We start from the raw sequence: 20,178 nt of genomic DNA on the forward strand, positions 1-20,178 counted from the left end.
TCGTCTACCTTTCCTGCTTGCGCAACAGCAACCAGCCGAGACCGATGGCACTGAGCCAGAACAGCACCAGCGGCCAGAGAAAACCCATCAGCTCGATAAAGCCCAGGCCTTTGGTGAAGGCCCCGACGCTGGCGCGCATAAAATAGGTGGTCGGAAAGATCAGGCCGATGACATGGCCCGCGCCTTGCAACGAGGAGACCGGCTGCAGCAGGCCGGAAAACTGCGTACCCGGCATCATCGTGCCAATGGCGGTAACGAAGACCGCCGCCACCTGCGTTGACGTGAAGGTCGAACTCAAAATGCCGATCGAGGTGGTCGCGAGAACATAGATCAGCGCCGCCACCGACAGACCGGCAAGCGAGCCTTTCAGCGGTACGCCGAAGACCCAGACGGCCAGCAGGAACATGATGAGATAGTTGATGAAGCCGATCGCCACATAGGGCAATTGCTTGCCGAGCAGGAATTCCAGCTTGGTCACCGGCGTCACGTAGAGATTGCTGATCGACCCCAATTCCTTTTCCGAGACAACACCGAGCGCCGTCAGGATCGCGGGGATGAACACCAAGAGCAGTGCAATCACCGCCGGCACCATGGCATTGAGGCTGAGGAAGGCCTGGTTATACCGGTAGCGCATTTCAACACCGGCGACCGTGCGGGTTTCGACCCCCGCCTCGCGCGCGATCTCTTGCAGGAAGCGCTGGTGGGTACCGGAGACATAGCCCAGCGCGGTTTCGGCGCGAAACGGCATGGCGCCGTCAAGCATGGCCAGCACATTGGGCTTGCGCCCCGCCCTGAGATCGGCGCCGAATTTCTCGGGGATGTCGAGCGCAAGCATGATGTCGTTTGCCTTCAGCCGATCCAGCATTTGTGCCTGATCGGTAATCGCCGGCTGCAGGGTAAAGGCGGTGGAGGCCGCATAGGCATCGATATAGGCCCGACTCTCGGCGCTCTGGTCGCGGTCGAGCACGGCAAGCTTGAGATGATCGACATCGAGCGTCAGGCCAAAGCCGAAGATCAGCATCAACAGTGCCGTGCCAACGAGCGCAAAGCCCAGCCGGATCTTGTCGCGCATCAGTTCCATGGTTTCACGCTGGGCATAGGCCATCAGCCGGCCCAGGGAGAAGGCCTTGCGCTTGGCCCTTTCGGCTGCCTCCGCTCCGGCAGGGGTTTCCGCGTTTCCTTGCGCTTCAGCCTGCGCTTCGGGTGCTGCCGTCAGCTTCTCCTCCCGCCCACCGGCTTTCATGAAAGCGATGAAGGCGTCGTCGAGACTGGCGCTGCCGGTCTGCTGCTTCAGGTCTTGCGGGCTGCCGCAGGCGATCACCTTGCCGGCATGCATGAAGGCGATGCGGTCGCAGCGCTCTGCCTCGCCCATGAAATGGGTGGAGACAAAGATGGTCACGCCGTTCTGGCGAGCCTGTTCGATCAGATCGTTCCAGAAACCGTCGCGGGCGACAGGATCGACTCCTGATGTCGGCTCGTCCAGGATAAGGATATCGGGCGCATGGAGCAGCGCCACGGCCAATTGCAGCCGCTGGCGCACGCCGAGTAGCAAGTCGCTCGCCAGAAATTGCAGATAGGGTTCCAGCCCGAACTGGCGCGTCACCGCCTCGACCCGCTGTTTGCCGGCCTCGCCCACGAGATCGAAGACATCGGCATGCAGATCGAGGTTCTGCTGCACGGACAGCTCACTATAAAGCGAAAAGCCTTGCGACATGTAGCCGACGCGCCGGCGCGCCGTGATATCGCCGGCATTCATCGGCTGGCCGAACAGAAGCGCCTCGCCGCTGGAAGCCGGCAGAAGCCCGGTCAGCATTTTCATCGTCGTCGATTTGCCACAGCCGTTCGAGCCGAGAAAGCCGAAGATCTCGCCTTTCGGGATGCGGAAACTGACATGGTCGACGGCGGTGAAAGCTCCGAATGTGCGCGTCAATTCATGCGCCTCGATGGCGACCTCGCCGCAGTCGACAAAGTTGAGCTTTGCCGGTGTCGTGCCGTAGCCCTGCTTTGCCTCATCCGGCAGCAGCGCAATGAAAGCCTGTTCCAGTGTGGTCCGGCCGGTCTGTTGCAGCAGCGCCTCGCAGCTGCCATCGGCAAGAATGCGACCCTCATTCAACAGCACGACCCGCTGGAACCGGCCCGCTTCTTCCATATCAGATGTCGCCGTAACGATGGTCAGGCCCGGCCGCGACCCTTGAATGCTTTCGACCAGCTCCCAGAACTGCCGGCGCGACAGGGGATCGACACCAGTGGTCGGCTCGTCCAGCAGCAGCAGATCGGGATCATGCACCAGCGCGCAGCAGAGGCCGAGCTTCTGCTTCATGCCGCCCGACAACTTGCCCATCAGCCTGTCGCCGAACGGATCGAGCCCGGTCGATTTCAGCAGGCGCTCGATGCGCCCGGCTCGTTCCGTGGCATCCTGGCCGAACAGGCGACCAAAGAAATCGATATTCTCGCAAACGGTGAGATTGGGGTAGAGATTGCGCCCCAACCCCTGCGGCATATAGGCAATGCGCGGCTGCACGACGGTGCGGGCACCGGCCTTGGCCATGTCGGCCCCAAGCGCCGTGACCCTGCCCTGCTGTACTTGTTTTGCACCTGACAGCAGCGCCAGCAGCGTCGATTTTCCAACGCCATCAGGCCCGACGATAGCAATGCGGGAGCCTGCGGTAATCGCAAGGTCGATATCGCTCAGCGCCCAGCGCTTGCCATAGACATGCGAGAGGCCGGCGAGTTCGACGGCATTTTCCATGGCATTGTCCATGATTGGCCCCGCTTACGGCTTGCCGTTCGTCGATGGGTCGGTCGCGGCTGCAGGTGCAGGTCCGGGTGCCGTGGTCAACTCGGATTGCAGCCGGTCCGGCCAGACCGCATTGGCATCGGTCTTGACGTAGCCGACCCCGGTAATGCCCGTCTTGACCAACGGCAGATAGCGCTTCACCAGCTCCTTCGGCGCACTGATCTTGACGCGGAACATCAGCCGGTCACGCTCGCTGCGGATCTCCACCTGCTTGGGCGTATACTGCGCCTGCGGAGATACAAAAGAGACCGTGCCGGGGATGGCCTTGTCCGGGAGGATGTCGAGGAGGATGCGGCCTTCGCTGCCAATAGCAGTCCGAGCTGCATCGGCGGAAGGCAGATAGACGGTCATATAGACATCGGAGAGATCGAGCACCGTCAGCACCTTGCCGCCGGCGGCCAGCACTTCGCCCGGCTCCGCCAGCCGGTAGAGCACCCGGCCGTCCTTCGGCGCGGTCAGCGTCGCATCGGCAATGTTCTGGGCGATGCGGTCAGCTTCGGCCTTGGCGTTATCGATGGTGGCCTGCACGCTGTTCAACGTGCTCTCGGCCGCAGAGACCGAGGCCTTGGCACTGTCGCGGGTCAACCGCTGACTGTCGACCGCCTGATCGGAAACGAAGCCCTTGCCGAGCAGAACCAGCTTGCGCTCCAGATCCTTGTCGGCAAGATCGAACTGGCTTTGCGCCTGCGACAGCTTGAAGGCCGAGGCATTGCGGCTTTGCTCGGCTTCGGCAATCTTGGCCTTGGCGGCGCGCAACTGGCTTTCGAGCTCCACCGTATCCATCCGCGCCAGGGTCTGGCCCTTGGTGACCAGATCGCCCTCGCCGACCTCGACCGACACCAGACGGCCGGCGGTCTTGCTGGCAATATCCACCTCGGTCGCCTCGATCCGGCCATTGCCGGTGACAATGCCGGCGGGAAGCGCATCGGCCTTACCAAACTTGAGATAGGCATAGGTGCCACCGGATGCGGCGACCAAGAGAAGAACGAAGGCAAGGGCGACTGTCTGGGGCTTCTGCATGGATCGCTCACATCTCGAAAAATGCGCCTGCTTTGGCAAAATTGCCTATCGTGCAAGCGCTAAATGACCATAATATCTGCATAATCTTGAGACTCCCGGATCGGGGAGATAAAGCTTATGCCTAAAACCTATCCGTCTTTTCCTCGGCGTCCTTGATTGAAATCAAGTCGCCACGGTCAGCCAAAGGAGCATGCCGTGACACCAGGCCCCCTCAACCTATTGACGGACATCAAGGGTCTTACGGTCGGCCAGGCCACCGATCTCTCGCTCGGATCAGGCGTCACGGTTATCGTCTTCGATCAGCCGGCAACCGCGTCAGGCACGGTTTTGGGCGGGGCGCCGGGCGGCCGCGAGACCGGGCTACTCGATCCAGCCCTGTCGCTGGTCAGCCAGGTCAATGCGGTCGTTCTCTCCGGCGGCTCGGCTTTCGGGCTCGATGCGGCCGGCGGCGTGCAGGCGGGTCTACGCCAAATCGGCCAGGGCTTTGCCGTCGGCGATCAGCGTGTGCCGATCGTGCCGCAAGCCATCCTGATGGATCTGCTGAACGGTGGAAACAAGGACTGGGGCTTGCACTCCCCCTACCGCGACATGGGCTATGAAGCTTTCGAGGCGCGAGCCGCCGGCCCCTTCGCGCTCGGCACCGTCGGGGCGGGAACCGGGGCAACGACAGCAACCGTCAAAGGCGGCCTCGGCTCGGCCAGCACGATCTCCTCCAGCGGTCACACGGTTGCCGCCCTCGTCGCCGTCAACGCGCTGGGCAGTGCCACCGTCGGCCGCTCCAGACATTTCTGGGCGGCCCCTTTCGAGCAAGGCGGAGAATTCGGCGGGCTTGGCCTGCCATCGACATTCAGCGCCGACGATAGCGCGCTCCGGCTGAAGGGCCGCGATCCGATTGCCACCACCATCGGCATTGTCGTGACCGATGCCGTTCTGACCAAGGCGGAATGTCATCGCCTGTCGATCATGGCCCATGACGGCTTCGCCCGCGCACTGCTGCCCGCCCATCTGCCGGCCGATGGCGATACGGTCTTTGCGGCGGCGACGGGCGAAAAGCCGCTCTCTGGCCTTGCCGATTTCATGGAGCTTTGCCATCTCGCCACGCTCACCATGGCGCGTGCCATCGCCCGCGGTGTCTATGAGGCGCAGGCCCTGCCTCACCAGGGTGCGCAGCCGGCCTGGCGCGATTTGGCATAAAGCAAAACTGACATAGAACGGTCATGGCCCGGGATTATGACCGCGCCTGTTGCAAGGGCAGCCCGAATCGGCCGACGGTACGGCCGAGGGAACTGGCAAAGCGGAGAGAGCGGCATGGACATGAGCGGCAAGACATCGACGGAACGCCTGATCCTGACCAATGCCACGCTCGTTCTGGCGGACCGGATGCAGGAAGGCACGGTCGAGATTGAAAATGGCCGGATTGTCGGACTGGGCCCAGTCACCCGCGCCAGCGACGCCATCGACATGGGCGGTGACCTGCTGATCCCCGGTCTGGTCGACATCCATACCGACCATTTCGAAAAGCACGTCTTTCCCCGCCACCACGTCCGCTGGAATTACATGACGGCAGCGCTTGCCCATGACGCCCAGATTATTGGCGCCGGCATCACCACCGTCTTCGACAGTCTCTGCGTCGGCGCTGCCGAAGACGGCAGCGAACGGGCGGAAATTCTGGCCCCGATGATCGAAGCACTGGAAAAGGCGCAAGCGGCCGGCATGCTGCGGGCTGAACATCTCGTGCATCTGCGCTGCGAGGTCATCGATCCGCAGACGCCTGCCCTGATGGAAGCCAATATTGGCCATGACCTCGTACGGGTCATCTCGGTCATGGAACATCTGCCCGGCATCCGCCAGACCCGCGATCTCGATACCTATCTGGCCAAAGTCGCCAAGCTGCGTGGCGAGGCGCTGTCGGTGACGACAGCACGGGTCAACGACATGATCGTTGCCAAGCGGGAGATCGGCCAAAAGATCCGCCCGCAGGTGGTCGACATCGCCAAGCGTCACAATATGCCGCTGCTCAGTCATGACGATACCGATATCGAACATGTCGATCTCGCCGCCGATGAAGGCGTGGCGATTTCCGAATTTCCCTGCACGCTGGAAGCGGCCCGCGAGGCCCGCCGGCGCGGCATGCAAATCGTCGGCGGCGCACCGAATATCGTGCGCGGCGGCTCGCAATCGGGCAATCTCGCCGTGCGCGACCTGCTGCTCGAAGGCCTCTGTGACATCCTCGCATCGGATTATGTCCCGCGCGCACTGCTCGACGCACCCTTCGTCATCGCTGCAGATGCCGACCTTGCCTATGACCTGCCCGCGGCCATCCGCATGGTCACGAAAACTCCGGCTGAGGCTGCCGGCCTGATGGATCGTGGCGAAATCGCACCCGGCAAACGCGCCGACCTCCTGCAAGTCAGCCGCCACGACGGCCACCCCTTCATCAAGCGCATCTGGCGCGAAGGGGTACGGGTGGCGTGAACGATGTGACGATCCGGGAGGCACGAAAGCATGAAGCAGGCGCCATTGCCGCCGTGTTTACCCGGTCGCGATCGCTGCTCTCCTTCCTGCCGAAGCTGCACAGTGCCGAGGAAGATCGAAATTTCATCGAACAGGTCGTGATGGTGGAGAAGACAGTGCTGGTCGCCGACGAAGGCGGTCGGCTATACGGCTTAATTGCCTTCAATAGCGAATGGATCGATCATCTCTATGTCGATCCCGATCATATCGGTCAGGGGATCGGAAGCGCTCTTCTTCAGGCAGCCAAACCAACATCACCTCGGTTCCAGCTTTGGACTTTCCAGAGAAATGACGGAGCAAGACGCTTCTACGAGCGTCACGGCTTTGCCATCGAGACCATGACGGATGGCCGCGATAACGAGGAAAAAGAACCTGATATCCTATATGTCTGGCCGGGTACTAAAGCGGCCTGAGCCTTACCCCCTGCGCCGAAATCCTTCGCTGGCCAGCATCAGATCCCGCGTATAATCCGCCTGCACCTCGCGCCGGCGTAGCGCCTCGACGCCGAGGGTTTCAACCACTTTGCCGGAGCGCATCACCGCCAGCCGGTCGCACATATGGCTAATGACGGCCAGATCATGGCTGACCATCAGGAAGGTCAAGCCGCGGTCCTTGCGGGCCTGCTCCAGCAGGTTGAGGATTTCTGCCTGGATAGAGGCGTCGAGCGCCGAGGTCGGTTCGTCCAAGAGCAGGATTTTCGGCTCGACGATCAGCGCGCGGGCAATGGCGATGCGCTGGCGCTGTCCGCCGGAGAGCTGATGGGAAAAGCGGAAGCGGAAGCCGGAGCCGAGTCCCACTTCGTCCAGCGCCCGGGCGATGCGGGTATCGACATCGGTAAATCCATGCACGACGAGCGGTTCCAGCAGCAGCCGGTCGACGGTCTGGCGCGGATGCAGCGAGCCATAAGGGTCCTGGAACACCATCTGCACGGTGCGATAAAACGGCTTGTCACGGTGGCGGGCCTCGTAGCTTTTGCCGTCGACTGTCAGCGAACCAGCCTCGAAACCATTCAACCCCGCAATCGCCCGCAGCAGCGTCGATTTGCCAGAGCCGGATTCGCCGACCAGACCAAAGCTCTCGCCCTGATCGACGGCAATGCTGACATCGTCGAGCGCCAGGAACTCGTAAAAGCGGACGGACATGCCATTAACGGTCAATGCCTTGGTCATTGCGCCCACTCCTTCTGGCGCGCCAGCACCGGCAGCGGGTGCCGGTCATTTTCCAGACGCGGCAGGCAGTTCAAAAGGCCTTGCGTATAGGGATGCTTCGCCTGCGCCAGATTTGAGGCGTCCAGTTCCTCCACCACCTTGCCGGCATACATGACCAGTACCCGGTCGCAGAAGGAGGAAACCAGCCGCAGATCATGAGAGACGAAGATCAGCCCCATGCCGCGCTCGCGCACCAGCATGTCGAGGATATCGAGCACCTCGAGCTGCACCGTCACGTCAAGCGCCGAGGTCGGCTCATCGGCAATCAGCAGTTCGGGACCGCAAACCAGCATCATCGCGATCATAACCCGCTGGCCCATGCCGCCGGACACTTCATGCGGATAGAGCTTGAACACCCGTTCGGGATCGCGGATCTGCACCGCTTCCAGCATGGCAAGCGCTCGGCTGCGGGCATCGCTGCCGCTCAAGCGCTCATGGGTCAGCAAGGTCTCGACGATCTGCTTACCGATGGTCATGACCGGGTTCAGCGAATATTTCGGATCCTGCAGGATCATCGCCATCCGCTTGCCGCGCAGGGCTCGCCGTTTGGCGGGTGACAGGGAGAGAAGATCGGTCTCGCCAAACTTAAGCGTATCGGCGGTGATCCGCGCATGCGGCGGTGTCAGGCCCATAATCGCCCGCCCCGTCTGCGACTTGCCGGAGCCGGATTCACCGACAATCCCGAGCCGCTCCTTGCCGAGCGTGAACGACACACCGCGTACGGCTTCAATGAGGCCGGTGCGGGTCGGGAAACTGACCTTAAGATTGTCGACCGTCAGAAGTGCGCTCATTGGCCCGCCTCCTTTGGATCGAGCGCATCGCGCAGGCCGTCGCCCAAGAGATTGAAGCCGAGGCTGACGATCAGGATCGCGAAGCCGGGCATGGCCGCCACCCACCATTGATCGAGAATGAAACGGCGGCCGTCGGCGATCATCGAACCCCATTCCGGCATCGGCGGTTGCGCGCCGAGGCCAAGAAAGCCGAGACCCGCAGCCGTCAAGATGATTCCGGCCATGTCGAGCGTCACACGCACGATCAGCGAGGACAGACAGAGCGGCATGATATGGCGGGTGACGATGCGAAACGGCGATGCGCCCATCAGCTTGACCGCGGCGATATAGTCGGAATTGCGGAAAGTCAGCGTTTCGGCGCGGGCAATACGCGCATAAGGCGGCCAGGAGGTGACGGCAATTGCCAGAATGGCATTTTCGATTCCAGGCCCAAGGGCCGCGACCAGCGCCAGCGCCAGAACCAGCTTCGGAAAGGCGAGGAAAATATCCGTCAGCCGCATCAGTACGGCATCGATCCAGCCGCCAGCATAACCGGCGACCGTGCCGACCAGAAGCCCGATGGGGGCCGCGATGATCGCCACCAGCACCACGACCATCAGGGTCAGCCGCGAACCATAGACCAGCCGCGAATAGATATCGCGGCCCTGGTCGTCGCTGCCAAGCCAGAAGCCGCCGGTGCCGGGTGCCATCAGCCGCGCGTTGGCGAGATCGCCCTGCACCGGATTGTGCGTGGCGAGCAAGTTGGCAAAAGCCGCGACCAGGATAAGAGCGACGATGATACCAAGCCCGACAAGCGCCAGCCGATTGGCGGAAAACTGCCGCCAGATCACATAGGCGCGTCCCAGCCGCGCCTGCCGACGCGATTGCGGCCGGTCGGACAGCAGCCAGTCTCGAAGGGTGAGTTCTGTGGAGGGCGTCGTCGTCATCGGCTGCGCGTCCTCGGGTCGAGTGTCCGGTAGAGAAGATCGGACAGGAGATTGATGGCAATGAAGACGGAACCGATGATGATGGTGCCGCCGAGAACCGCATTCATATCGGCGTTTTGCAGCGAGTTGGTGATGTAGAGGCCGATACCCGGCCAGGAGAAGATCGCCTCGGTCAGAACAGAGCCTTCCAGCAGGCTTGCATAGGACAGCGCGATAACCGTGATCAGCGGCACGGCGGCATTGCGCAGGGCATGGCGCCAGATGATCCGGCTTTCGGACAGGCCCTTGGCGCGGGCGGCAACAATATATTCCTGCGCCAACTCGTTCAGCATGAACGAGCGCGTCATCCGGCTGATATAGGCCAGCGAGAAATAGCCGAGCAGCGCACCGGGCAGGATGATATGCCGGAACAGATCCCAGAGGATGTCCCATTGACCGGCCATGGCCGCATCCAAGAGGTAAAAGCCAGTGACCGGCGTGAGGTCATATTCGTAGACCACATCCAGCCGGCCGGGATAGGCCACCCATTGCAGCTTGGCGTAAAACACCAGCAGCGCCAGAAGCCCCAGCCAAAAGATCGGCACGGAATAACCGATCAGGCCGATGACCCGGACGATCTGGTCGGCAAGGCTACCGCGCTTGACGGCAGCCAGCACGCCGAGCGGCACACCGATGAGGGCGCCCAGCAGCGTACCGACAGTGGCAAGCTCGATGGTTGCCGGAAACACGCGGGCGATGTCGGTCATCACGGGATTGGTGGTCAGCACCGACGTGCCGAAATCGCCGGACAGAACCTGCCTAATGTAGACGTAGAACTGATAGTAAAGCGGTTGGTCCAGCCCCATGGCGCGACGTGTCTGCTCGACCACCGCCTGCGGCGCACGGTCCCCTAAAATGGCCAGGACTGGATCGATGGGAATGACGCGGCCGATGAAGAAGGTCACGGCAAGCAGGCCGAGATAGGTCGTGAGCACGGTGATCAGGAACCCGATCACCGCCTTGAACCGTTTCACTTGGCGGCCGCGCCTGCGACCGCCCGAAGTTGTTGTTGTGGTAAGAGCCAAGAGCCCTGCTCCTGCTCAATCCTTGGAAATCATGTTCTTGAAGTTGGTGTCGAAGGTCGGACCGAGCTTGTAGTTCTTGAGATCGGCGCGATATCCGGCAATCTCGGTCTTCTGGTAGATGACCACGAAAGGCCCTTCGGCCAGCACCTTGCGCTGCAGGTCTTCATACATCGCCTTACGCTTGGGTGTGTCACGCTCCAGCAGGGCTTCTGCAGTTTCCTTGGTCAGTTCAGGCACTTCCCAGGCATTGCGCCAGGCGAGCGTCTTCGACTTCGGTGTGTCGGAATTATCAGGGTTGCTGGTAAAGGTCTCGGCATTGGAATTCGGGTCCCAATAATCCGCGCCCCAGTCGCCGATATAGATGTCGTGATTGCGCGCCCGGTATTTTGTCAGCGTTTGCTTACCATCACCGGGGATCAGTTCCAGCGTGATACCCGCCTGGGCGAAGGTCTGCTGCATCGACTGGGCAATGCTGCTGATCGGCTCCAGCGAGCGCACGTCCATGGTGACCTTGAACCCATCCTTCAGTCCGGCCTTTTCCAACAGGGATTTGGCCTTGGCGACGTCGAGCTTGTAGGGCTGATCGTCGATCGAGCCGAGAATGCCCTTGGGCAGGAAGGACTGATGAATGGTGCCGACGCCCTTGATCAAGGTCGCACCAATCGCGTCGTAATCGACGAGATACTTGATCGCCTCGCGCACTTCGGGCTTCGAGAGATACTGGTTCTTCTGGTTGAGGCCGAGATAATAGACGGTGCCCTTCTCGCGGGCGTCCGTCTTGATGTTCTTGGCATTGAGAATGGCGGCGTAATCGTTCGGCGACAGATTACGGGCTACGTCAACGTCACCGGCCTCCAGCGCCAGCCGCTGGCCGGAGCTTTCCTTGAGGAAGCGGTAGATCACCCGCTTCAGCTTGGCCTTCTCGCCATAGTAATTGTCGTTGCGCTCCATCACGACGAGTTCGTTGGCGCGCCATTCGCGCAGCTTGAACGGGCCGGAACCGGCATAATTTGTCTTCAGCCAGGCATTGCCGAAGTCATTGTCATAGGGATAGTCCTTGGAGGGCGTGGTCTTCGCCGCGTGGCTTGCCACCAGCTTCTTGTCGACGATGGCGCCAACGGTAGCCGTCAGGCAATTCAGCACAAAGCTTGTCGCATAGGGCTTGTCGACCTTGAACTGGAAGGTCGAGGCATCCACGGCCTTTGTGTTCTCAGCAACGTTGTCGCCGGTCAAACCGAACTGCTGCAGGATGAAGGCCGGGTTCTTGTTGAGCTTGACGGCACGCTCAAAGGAATAGGCGACATCCTCTGCGGTGATCGGATTGCCGGACGCGAACTTGATGCCCTGCTTGATCTTGAACGTATAGGTGAGACCGTCTTCCGAGGCGCTCCAGCTTTCGGCAATGCCCGGTGCGACCGTCGAGGTATCGGCAATGTTGAGTTTGACCAGCGTATCATAGGTATTGCCGGTCACTTCGGCGGTGGAGATTTCGAAGGCCTCGCCCGGATCCATGGTGATGATATCGTCGAAGGCCCAGGCTTCGACCAACGTATCCTTGGGCGTGGCGGCAAAGGCGCGCGGCGCGCCAACCACGCCAAGGGCGACAGCTGCGCTTGCCGTCGTCATCAGTCTGCGACGTGTCAATGTGATGGTCATGATAGCCAGTCCCCTTTTTTGATAGTCTTCATTTTCGTCCGGTGTCGACCGGCTCATTCGCCCCAGGCAGTCCCCAGAACCCGCAGCCAGTTTTCCCGGGCGAGTTTAGCAATATCTGCATCACTGTAACCAGCCGTTTGCAACGCTTCAATCAACCTCTGGTTCCCGCTGGCGTCCGCGATGTCACCGGGCACCGTGCAGCCGTCGAAGTCGGAGCCGAGGCCGACGCAGTCGATCCCCATCCGCTCGACCATGTAATCGATATGGCGCACCATGTCCGAGAGCGGCGTTTCGGGAAAATCGCGAGCATCGGCGCGCAGCATGGTCACCGCATAGTTCAGCCCTGCGATACCCTTGCGCTCGCGGATCGCGTCCATCTGCCGGTCGGTCAGATTGCGGGCGACCGGCGTTAGCGCATGCGCATTGGAATGACTGGCGATCAGCGGCTTATCTGACGTCTTCGCCACATCCCAAAAGCCCTTTTCTGTTATATGGGCGAGATCGACGGCGATCCCCAACCGGTCGCAGGCCTTGACCAGCTCGAAACCAAGCGGCGTCAGGCCGGGTCCGCTGTCGGGCGACATCGGAAAGGCGAAGGGAACGCCATGGCCGAAGATATTCGGCCTGCTCCAGACAGGCCCAAGCGTGCGCAGGCCGGCCTTGTAAAACACCTCGAGAGCGGAAAGATCAGCATCGATCGCCTCGCAGCCTTCCATGTGCAGCACGGCGGCAAACACGCCGTCGGCCATTGCTGCGCGAATATCAGCGGTGGAGCGGCAAAGCCGCCAGCCGCCGGCCCGCTCCAGACGAAAGGCAATCGCAGCCATCTGCAAGGCGATGTCGAGCGAGGTCGCGCGCGCCAGCGCCTTGTCGACAGGCGTGTTGTAATGGCCCTTTTCATCCGGCTCGGTCAGCACGAAATCGCCATCGGAGGGAATGTAGATTGCGCACAGACCACCGCCGAGCCCGCCGCGACGCGCACGCGGAGCATCGATATGCCCTTCCCTTGTGCCGTCGATGAACTGACGCACCGGATCGACCCCTGCGGCATGAGCCCTCCAAAGACGCAGGAGGACATCATTGTGCCCGTCGAAAACCAATTGCATGAACGCTCACCTTCTGCAGACCTTCAACCCGGACACCTTCCCCGATCAAAGCTATAAGCCTTTGACTTCTAAGGAAAATATGACTGGTCGCTCTTTTAAGGTAACAGTAGAATCAAAAGCGGCCACGGTTCAAGGGGAAATGAATCGCCCTTCAACGTAAACGGACGATAATTTTCTCACATTATAGTGTTGGGCGGGAAAGCATTTCGTTAGCGTTGCTTACCGCTCAGGCAGCTAAAGCCGCGATATCCACCAGTGCCCCGCGCTTGCCGATAACCTGGGCAGAGACAGCCGCACCGCGTGCCAACGCTTGTGCCATGGACATACCCTCCAGCCGGGCGACAAGAAAGCCGGCATTGAAACTGTCACCGGCTGCGGTCGTGTCGACGAGATCGGTGACCGGCACCGGATCGAACTGGACCATGCCATCCTTGTTATCGAAAGCATGGATGCGCCCGGCACCGTTCTTGACCACAACGGTTGTCGCGCCGGCTGCGCGATACCTGGCGATGGTTGCCTCGGGATCGGCATCGGAAAAACTCGGCCCGTCCTCGTCGAAAGACGGCAGCACGATATCGGCAACACCGGCTGCAGCCGTAACGGCAGCACACATGGTATCGCGGTCCGGCCAGAGCCGTGCGCGCATGTTCGGGTCGAAGGCGATCTTGCTGCCAGCCGCCCTTGCCCCGTCAAGCACCTCCAGCAACGTCCGGCGCGCTTCAGGGGAAAGGATGGCAAGCGTAATGCCGGAAAACAGGATGAGATCCCTTCCGGCAACCGCGCGCTCCAGAAAACTGCGATCCTCGGCCAGCCGCTTGGCAGCCGACTGGCCGCGCCAATAGCTGAAGCTGCGCTCGCCATTCGCGAGCTCGATCATGTAGAGTCCAACCGTAGCATCGCCAAGCCGACGCAGATGGTCGGTGCCGATGCCGGCATCACGGATGAAGGCGAACATGGCGTCGGAAATCCCGTCGCTGCCGATCGCCGAGCAATAATCGACGCTGTCACCTGCGGCCAGCATCCGGCGCAGATACCAGGCAGTGTTGAAGGTGTCGCCAGCGAAATTACGCATGTAAGCGCCGTCTTCGCGCGGCGCCATTTCCACCATGCATTCGCCGATGGTCAAAACCGTCCTGCTCATCGTCACGTCCTTATTATTCCGTCGCAAAATGTTGGCCGTGCGTCTCGCGGATCCGGCTGATGATCTGCAGGATGCGTGACAGATGCACCCGCATACCCGCGGCCGCCCGGTCGCCATCGCGGGCCTTGATAGCAGCCATGATGTCGAGATGGTCGTTGACGGCGCTTTGCGCCCCAAAGGACAGACTGAGATAGCGAACGCGGTCCATATGCGCCTTGCTTTCGCGGATTAGTGCCCAGGCGAATTCATGGCCGGACATCCGGCAGATCTGCAAATGAAACTCGTCGTCGAGTTCGTGGAACAGCATCTTGTCCCCGGCCTCCATCGCCTTGACCTGCCGGGCGACGAGCGCGTCGAGGGTTCCGATCTGGTCGTCGCTCAGCCGCTCGGTTGCGGCCCGAACGGTCTCCATTTCCAGCGCCGTACGGATGAACCGCGCCTGCAGCACGCCACGCTCGGAGATATGGGTAACGACCGTTGCCCGCTGCGGACGGATCATCAGGAAGCCCTGCTGGGACAGGCGATAGAAAGCGTCACGCACCGGCTGGCGCGATACGCCCATCTGCTTTGCCACATCCACTTCAGATAATTTCGCGCCCGGCGGCAGCTCCAGTTCCACGACCTGACGGTAGAGCAGCTCGAAGACCTGCTCGGTCACCGAAGGCTGGCGCTGCACATCCAAACTGCGCACATTGATCGTCTCAATCATTCCACCGCCCCGTCACTGCTGCGCACCGCGTATCCTTTCCCTGCAGTCCGAACCCGGCTCCCCACATCCCAAAACCGAGGTTGCGAACTGCATTGACACAATTTGCATACTAACATATTAGATTGGCGGCGGAATGCAATCGCGTTTCGACGCCGCCGGAACCGGCATCCGTGCCACCGTGAAACCACAGGCGTATACGGCTGCGGATCAGTTCCCGCAGCTTTGTTTAAGGCATAATTGGCGCGACCGAAATGGCTTGCGGATTTATGCAACAATTTCGACATGCGCGGCGAGGAGGCCACGGCATTGCTTCATCCAGACAGGCTTTTTCCCCTTGATCCCTCGGCGCGCGCGCTGTCGCGTCAGCTTTACGACACGGTCCGGTCGCTGCCGATCGTCAGCCCGCACGGTCACACCGACCCGCGCTGGTATGCGGAAAATCAGCCCTTTCCCGATCCGGCCCAGCTCTTTGTCGTGCCCGACCATTATGTCTTCCGCATGCTCTATTCGCAGGGAATCGACCTGACCGCCCTTGGCGTACCGCGCGTCGATGGCGGCATGACCGAAACCGATGCGCGCAAGATCTGGCGCCTGTTTGCGGAAAACTTCCACCTGTTTCGGGCCACCCCGAGCCGGATGTGGCTGGAGCACGCTTTCGAAGACGTGTTCGGCCTGACCACCCGCCTGTCGGCTGAGACTGCCGATGCCGCTTACGACCATATTGCCGATTGCCTGCAGAAGCCGGAATTTCGTCCTCGCGCCCTGTTCGAACGCTTCAATATCGAAGTGATCGCCACAACGGAAAGCCCGCTGGACGAGCTGAAATGGCACCAGCAGATCCGCGCCTCCGGCTGGAATGGCCGCGTTGTCACAGCCTATCGACCCGACCCGGTCGTTGACCCCGAATTCGAGGGCTTTGTCGGCAATGTGGAGCGTTTCGGTGAATTGGCCGGCGTCGATGCGACGACCTGGAGCGGCTATCTCGACGCCCATCGCAACAGGCGCGCTTTCTTCAAATCCTACGGCGGCACCAGTTCCGACCATGGCCACGCCACGGCGCGCACCGAAAACCTGCCGCAGGATCAGGCAAAAGCGCTGTTCGACAAGGCACTGACGGGCCGGATCAGCGCAGACGAAGCCGATGCCTTCCGCGGTCATATGTTGACCGAGATGGCGAAGATGAGCCTGGAAGACGGCCTGGTGCTGCAGATCCATCCCGGCTCCTTCCGCAACCATTCCTCCGGCATCATGGCCCGCCACGGTCGCGACAAGGGTTTCGATATCCCGACCCGCACGGATTACGTGCGGGCACTGAAGCCGCTGCTCGACGCTGTCGGCATGGAAAAAGACCTGACGGTCATTCTCTTCACGCTCGACGAAACCAGCTACTCGCGCGAACTGGCCCCCTTGGCCGGTGCCTATCCGGCACTGAAGCTCGGCCCGGCCTGGTGGTTCTTCGACAGCCCTGACGGTATGCGGCGCTTCCGCGAAACCACGACCGAAACCGCCGGCTTCTACAATACGGTCGGCTTCAACGACGACACCCGCGCCTTCTGCTCGATCCCTGCACGTCATGACGTGGCGCGGCGCGTAGATTGCGCATATCTGGCCGAACTGGTGCTGACCGGTCGGCTGGAGGAAGACGAGGCCCATGAGCTGGCGGGGGAGCTGGCTTATGGGTTGGCCAAGAGGGCCTACCGGCTCTGAGCTAGTGGAATGAATTTGACATTTGATAGCCATTTGCGGCGATCTCGCGGATCAAATGTCAAATTCAAAAATTCCACTAGAATCACATAGTTGCTAGTGGTTTTCATGATTGTGACATTTGCTCTCGAGGGTGCTGAACGCGGTAGCAAATGTCACAATCAAACCACTAGAGCCAATTTCAAATGGGGAGGATATGAAATGAGCATTCTGAAAAGCATGAAAAGAAGACATGCGACTCTAGCACTCGTGGCATCGGTGGCACTGCTAGCAGGCATGACTGGCGCGAGCGCAGCCGACATCGTTCTGCGCTCGTCGGATACGCATCCGGATGGTTATCCGACTGTGGAAGCCGTCAAGGCAATGGGCAAGATCCTGGGCGAAAAGACCAATGGACGCGTCTCCGTTCAGGTATTTCCGTCCTCGCAGCTTGGCGAGGAAAAGGACACGATCGAGCAGACGCAATATGGCGTCATCGATCTCAACCGCGTCTCTCTCGGGCCATTCAACAATATCGTCGAGGAAACCCAGGTCCCATCGCTGCCATACATCTTCCGCTCGGTCGATCACATGCACAAGGTGATGGATGGACCGGTTGGCCAGCAGATCCTGGACGCGTTCAAGTCGCATGATCTGATCGGTCTTGCCTTCTACGACAGCGGGTCGCGCAGCTTCTACAACACCAAGAAGCCGATCAAATCCATGGCGGACCTGAAGGGCATGAAATTCCGCGTCATCCAGTCCGACATGTTTGTCGACATGGTTGCGGCGCTTGGAGCAAATGCCACGCCGATGCCCTATGGGGAGGTGTATTCTGCCTTGCAGACAGGCGTCATCGACGGGGCGGAAAACAATTGGCCATCCTATGACAGCTCAGGCCATTATGAAGTGGCCAAATACTTCACGCTGGACCAGCATCTGATCGTTCCGGAAGTGTTGGTGATGTCGAAGAAATCCTGGGACAAACTGTCGCCCGAGGATCAGGCAACCGTTCAGGCCGCCGCCAAGCAATCGGTCACGATCATGCGCGATCTCTGGCAGAAGCAGGAAAAGGCATCCGAGGACAAGGTCCGGGCGGCTGGCGTCAATGTCATCACCGATATCGACAAGGCACCCTTCATCAAGGCGATGGAACCGGTCTACGCCAAATATGTCAAATCCGACAAGCTGAAGGACATGGTCGCCCGCATTCAGGCAACGGAGTAAACAGCCCCGGGGCTTTGGCCTGCTCCAGTCCTGTGGGCCTGGAGCAGGCAATCGTGCCGGGACACTTTCAATCATCAGGCCCAGCTGTGTCTGCGCCCGCCATGAAGCGGTCGATGATTGCGGACCATCATGATCGGTCCCGGTGAATGCTGAATGGGGTTGGGGGAGGCTTTCGCGTGAAGAATTCAATGAGACGAGTGGCGATCATCACGGATGCGCTTGCGCGGGGAGCCCTATGGGTGGCCGGCATCGGGCTGGTTCTGATGACCGTTTTCATCGCAGCCCAGGTGTTCTGGCGGTATTTGCTGGGCAGTAGCCTGATGTGGAGCGAGCCGGTGTCCGTGATGATCATGGGCTGGTTCATCTTCCTCGGCGCTGCCGTCGGTATCAAGGAAGGCTATCATCTTTCCTTCGACGTGCTGCTTTACGTCATCCCCGAGCGCGGCAAGAAGCTGTTCTATTCGCTTTCCGATTTGGCGGTGACCGCCTTCGGCGCCGGGATGATGTGGTACGGCACATCGCTGGCCATCAACGCATCCCGCAACATCATCCCCAGCATCGGGATTTCGGGCGCGTTCGACTTCCTTCCCGTTGCGATTGGCGGCCTCTTGGTGGTGCTGTTTTCCATCGAGCGGATTGCCCGCCGCTTAGCCGACCTGCCGACCGCCCGGTTCGGCGACGCTGCCCTGGAGGAATGAGCATGGAACTTTGGATCCTCTTCGGCAGCTTCGTGTTTCTGCTCGCTATCGGCACGCCGGTCGCCTTTTGTCTTGGCATTTCGAGCTTTGCAACGGTCGCCTATCTCGGCCTGCCGCCAGTCGTCGTGTTTCAACGACTGAATTCGGGTGTCTCGGTCTTTGCACTGATGGCCATTCCGTTTTTCATCTACGCCGGCGACCTGATGGTACGCGGCGATATTGCCCGGCGGCTGGTCGCTTTGGCCGGCGCACTGGTCGGGCATCTGCGCGGCGGACTTGGCCAGGTCAATGTCCTGGCCTCGGTCATGTTTGGCGGCGTTTCCGGCTCCGCTGCCGCCGATGCCTCGGCGGTTGGCGGCCTGATGGTGCCGCAGATGAAAGCGCGCGGCTATGATGTCGATTATGCCGTTAATATCACGGTCGTCGGCTCGATCATCGCGCTGATGATCCCGCCTTCACACAACATGATCATCTATTCCATTTCGGCAGGCGGCCGCATTTCCATCGCCGACCTGTTTACAGCCGGCATCGTTCCCGGCCTGATCCTGGCGCTGTCGCTGATGGTGGCGGCATGGTTCGTCGCCAAGCGCCGCGGCTATCCGACGGAGCCGTTTCCCGGCGTCAAGGCGCTATGGTCGCTGTTCGTCTCCGCCGTGCCCGGCCTCATCCTGGTCGCAATCATTTTCGGCGGGGTGCGTTCAGGCATTTTCACGGCCTCGGAATCCTCCAATATTGCCGTCGTCTATGCCTTGCTCATCACCGTCTTTGTCTACCGCACGATGAGCTGGCACGACTTCGTCGAGGCGACCTCGGGTGCTGTGCGCACCACGGCGATGGTGCTGATGGTGATCGGCTGCGCGTCGTCCTTCGGCTGGCTGCTTGCCTATACAAGAGTGCCGGCATCGATGGTGGCCCTGCTGAAAAGCGTTTCCGACAATCCGCTGGTCATCCTGTTTCTGCTGAACATCATCCTGCTGATTCTCGGCACGTTCATGGACATGTCTCCGCTGATCGTCATCACCACCCCGATATTCCTACCCGTTGCCACGGCGTTCGGTGTCGATCCGGTGCATTTCGGCGTCATTCTGATTCTCAATTTGGGTATTGGCCTGTGCACGCCGCCAGTCGGGGCGGTGCTGTTCGTCGGTTGTGCCGTCGGCAAAATTCCTATTTCTCAGGCCATGCGTACCATCTGGCCGTTTTATGGGGCCGCCTTTGCAGCTTTGATGCTGGTGACCTATATTCCGGCACTGTCGCTCTGGCTGCCGTCCGCGTTCAAATGAGGAGCAACGTTTAATGACGACATCCTACGTCAAGACATTTCCACCCGTCGATGCGGGCAATGGCGTGACCCGTCAAATATTGTCGGAAAACGCCGATCTGATGGTGGTCAAGTTCACCTTTGGTGACGGTGCGCAGGGTCTTCGCCACAATCATCCCCATGTTCAATCCACATATGTTGAATCCGGCCGTTTCGAATTCTTCATTGGTGAGGAGACATTCACTGTTGGGCCGGGTGACAGTTTCGTCGTTCCCACCCTTGCCTTTCACGGCTGCCGGGCCATCGAGCCCGGCGTGCTGATCGATACGTTCACGCCGCGCCGTGACGATTTTCTTTGATATTTGAGGAGTTATGCC

The 20,178-nt window shown here is 60.6% G+C and carries 18 protein-coding genes; 8 read left to right on the forward strand and 10 right to left on the reverse strand.

Annotated features, from left to right (window positions below; translation table 11 throughout):
• Window positions 1-4: 4 nt before the first annotated feature.
• Window positions 5-2,761: a ribosome-associated ATPase/putative transporter RbbA gene (gene rbbA / locus BJF91_RS16445; protein WP_234801636.1), complete on the reverse strand. Its 2,757-nt coding sequence runs from the start codon at window positions 2,759-2,761 to the stop codon at window positions 5-7.
• Between the two features lie 12 nt (window positions 2,762-2,773).
• The gene (locus BJF91_RS16450) at window positions 2,774-3,817 is read right to left on the reverse strand and encodes an HlyD family secretion protein (RefSeq protein WP_075615504.1); all 1,044 of its coding nucleotides are present in this window, start codon (window positions 3,815-3,817) and stop codon (window positions 2,774-2,776) included.
• 195 nt (window positions 3,818-4,012) lie between these two features.
• Here BJF91_RS16450 and BJF91_RS16455 point away from each other — a divergent pair, with 195 nt between their 5' ends.
• From BJF91_RS16455 to BJF91_RS16465, 3 genes are all read left to right on the forward strand, one after another.
• Entirely contained in the window at window positions 4,013-5,011 is a 999-nt protein-coding gene (locus BJF91_RS16455; RefSeq protein WP_075615505.1) for a P1 family peptidase, read from the forward strand.
• Between the two features lie 114 nt (window positions 5,012-5,125).
• Complete coding sequence (locus BJF91_RS16460; protein ID WP_083943332.1) at window positions 5,126-6,292, forward strand: alpha-D-ribose 1-methylphosphonate 5-triphosphate diphosphatase; 1,167 nt, start codon at window positions 5,126-5,128, stop codon at window positions 6,290-6,292.
• Window positions 6,289-6,744: a GNAT family N-acetyltransferase gene (locus BJF91_RS16465; protein WP_075615506.1), complete on the forward strand. Its 456-nt coding sequence runs from the start codon at window positions 6,289-6,291 to the stop codon at window positions 6,742-6,744. Before BJF91_RS16460 ends, BJF91_RS16465 begins: the two co-directional genes overlap by 4 nt.
• A 3-nt stretch (window positions 6,745-6,747) precedes the next feature.
• Here the strand turns inward: BJF91_RS16465 and BJF91_RS16470 are convergent, their stop codons facing one another.
• The 8 genes from BJF91_RS16470 to BJF91_RS16505 all read right to left on the reverse strand — a co-directional run bounded on the left by BJF91_RS16470 (window position 6,748) and on the right by BJF91_RS16505 (window position 14,932).
• The gene (locus BJF91_RS16470) at window positions 6,748-7,500 is read right to left on the reverse strand and encodes an ABC transporter ATP-binding protein (protein ID WP_075615507.1); all 753 of its coding nucleotides are present in this window, start codon (window positions 7,498-7,500) and stop codon (window positions 6,748-6,750) included.
• Window positions 7,497-8,330, reverse strand: a complete 834-nt coding sequence (locus BJF91_RS16475; protein ID WP_075615508.1) for an ABC transporter ATP-binding protein — start codon at window positions 8,328-8,330, stop codon at window positions 7,497-7,499. The genes BJF91_RS16470 and BJF91_RS16475 overlap by 4 nt, the downstream gene beginning before the upstream one ends.
• Complete coding sequence (locus BJF91_RS16480) at window positions 8,327-9,256, reverse strand: ABC transporter permease (protein ID WP_075615509.1); 930 nt, start codon at window positions 9,254-9,256, stop codon at window positions 8,327-8,329. Before BJF91_RS16480 ends, BJF91_RS16475 begins: the two co-directional genes overlap by 4 nt.
• Window positions 9,253-10,320: an ABC transporter permease gene (locus BJF91_RS16485; protein WP_075615510.1), complete on the reverse strand. Its 1,068-nt coding sequence runs from the start codon at window positions 10,318-10,320 to the stop codon at window positions 9,253-9,255. Before BJF91_RS16485 ends, BJF91_RS16480 begins: the two co-directional genes overlap by 4 nt.
• 15 nt (window positions 10,321-10,335) lie before the next feature.
• Entirely contained in the window at window positions 10,336-11,976 is a 1,641-nt protein-coding gene (locus tag BJF91_RS16490; RefSeq protein ID WP_075615711.1) for an ABC transporter substrate-binding protein, read from the reverse strand.
• A 53-nt stretch (window positions 11,977-12,029) separates the two neighbouring features.
• Complete coding sequence (locus tag BJF91_RS16495) at window positions 12,030-13,082, reverse strand: dipeptidase (protein ID WP_075615511.1); 1,053 nt, start codon at window positions 13,080-13,082, stop codon at window positions 12,030-12,032.
• Between the two features lie 226 nt (window positions 13,083-13,308).
• Complete coding sequence (locus BJF91_RS16500; RefSeq protein WP_075615512.1) at window positions 13,309-14,223, reverse strand: sugar kinase; 915 nt, start codon at window positions 14,221-14,223, stop codon at window positions 13,309-13,311.
• Window positions 14,224-14,236: 13 nt separating this feature from the next.
• Window positions 14,237-14,932, reverse strand: a complete 696-nt coding sequence (locus BJF91_RS16505; RefSeq protein WP_075615513.1) for a GntR family transcriptional regulator — start codon at window positions 14,930-14,932, stop codon at window positions 14,237-14,239.
• Window positions 14,933-15,214: 282 nt separating this feature from the next.
• Here BJF91_RS16505 and uxaC point away from each other — a divergent pair, with 282 nt between their 5' ends.
• The 5 genes from uxaC to BJF91_RS16530 all read left to right on the forward strand — a co-directional run bounded on the left by uxaC (window position 15,215) and on the right by BJF91_RS16530 (window position 20,160).
• Window positions 15,215-16,639, forward strand: a complete 1,425-nt coding sequence (uxaC, locus tag BJF91_RS16510) for a glucuronate isomerase (RefSeq protein ID WP_075615514.1) — start codon at window positions 15,215-15,217, stop codon at window positions 16,637-16,639.
• A gap of 198 nt (window positions 16,640-16,837) precedes the next feature.
• The gene (locus BJF91_RS16515) at window positions 16,838-17,842 is read left to right on the forward strand and encodes a TRAP transporter substrate-binding protein (protein ID WP_083943333.1); all 1,005 of its coding nucleotides are present in this window, start codon (window positions 16,838-16,840) and stop codon (window positions 17,840-17,842) included.
• A 176-nt stretch (window positions 17,843-18,018) separates the two neighbouring features.
• The gene (locus tag BJF91_RS16520) at window positions 18,019-18,540 is read left to right on the forward strand and encodes a TRAP transporter small permease (protein WP_075615515.1); all 522 of its coding nucleotides are present in this window, start codon (window positions 18,019-18,021) and stop codon (window positions 18,538-18,540) included.
• 2 nt (window positions 18,541-18,542) lie between these two features.
• Complete coding sequence (locus BJF91_RS16525) at window positions 18,543-19,823, forward strand: TRAP transporter large permease (RefSeq protein WP_075615516.1); 1,281 nt, start codon at window positions 18,543-18,545, stop codon at window positions 19,821-19,823.
• A 13-nt stretch (window positions 19,824-19,836) separates the two neighbouring features.
• Window positions 19,837-20,160: a cupin domain-containing protein gene (locus BJF91_RS16530; RefSeq protein ID WP_075615517.1), complete on the forward strand. Its 324-nt coding sequence runs from the start codon at window positions 19,837-19,839 to the stop codon at window positions 20,158-20,160.
• Window positions 20,161-20,178: the final 18 nt, after the last annotated feature.

The sequence above is a fragment of the Gillisella taibaishanensis genome (assembly GCF_001938985.1).
GTDB lineage: Bacteria > Pseudomonadota > Alphaproteobacteria > Rhizobiales > Rhizobiaceae > Allorhizobium > Allorhizobium taibaishanense.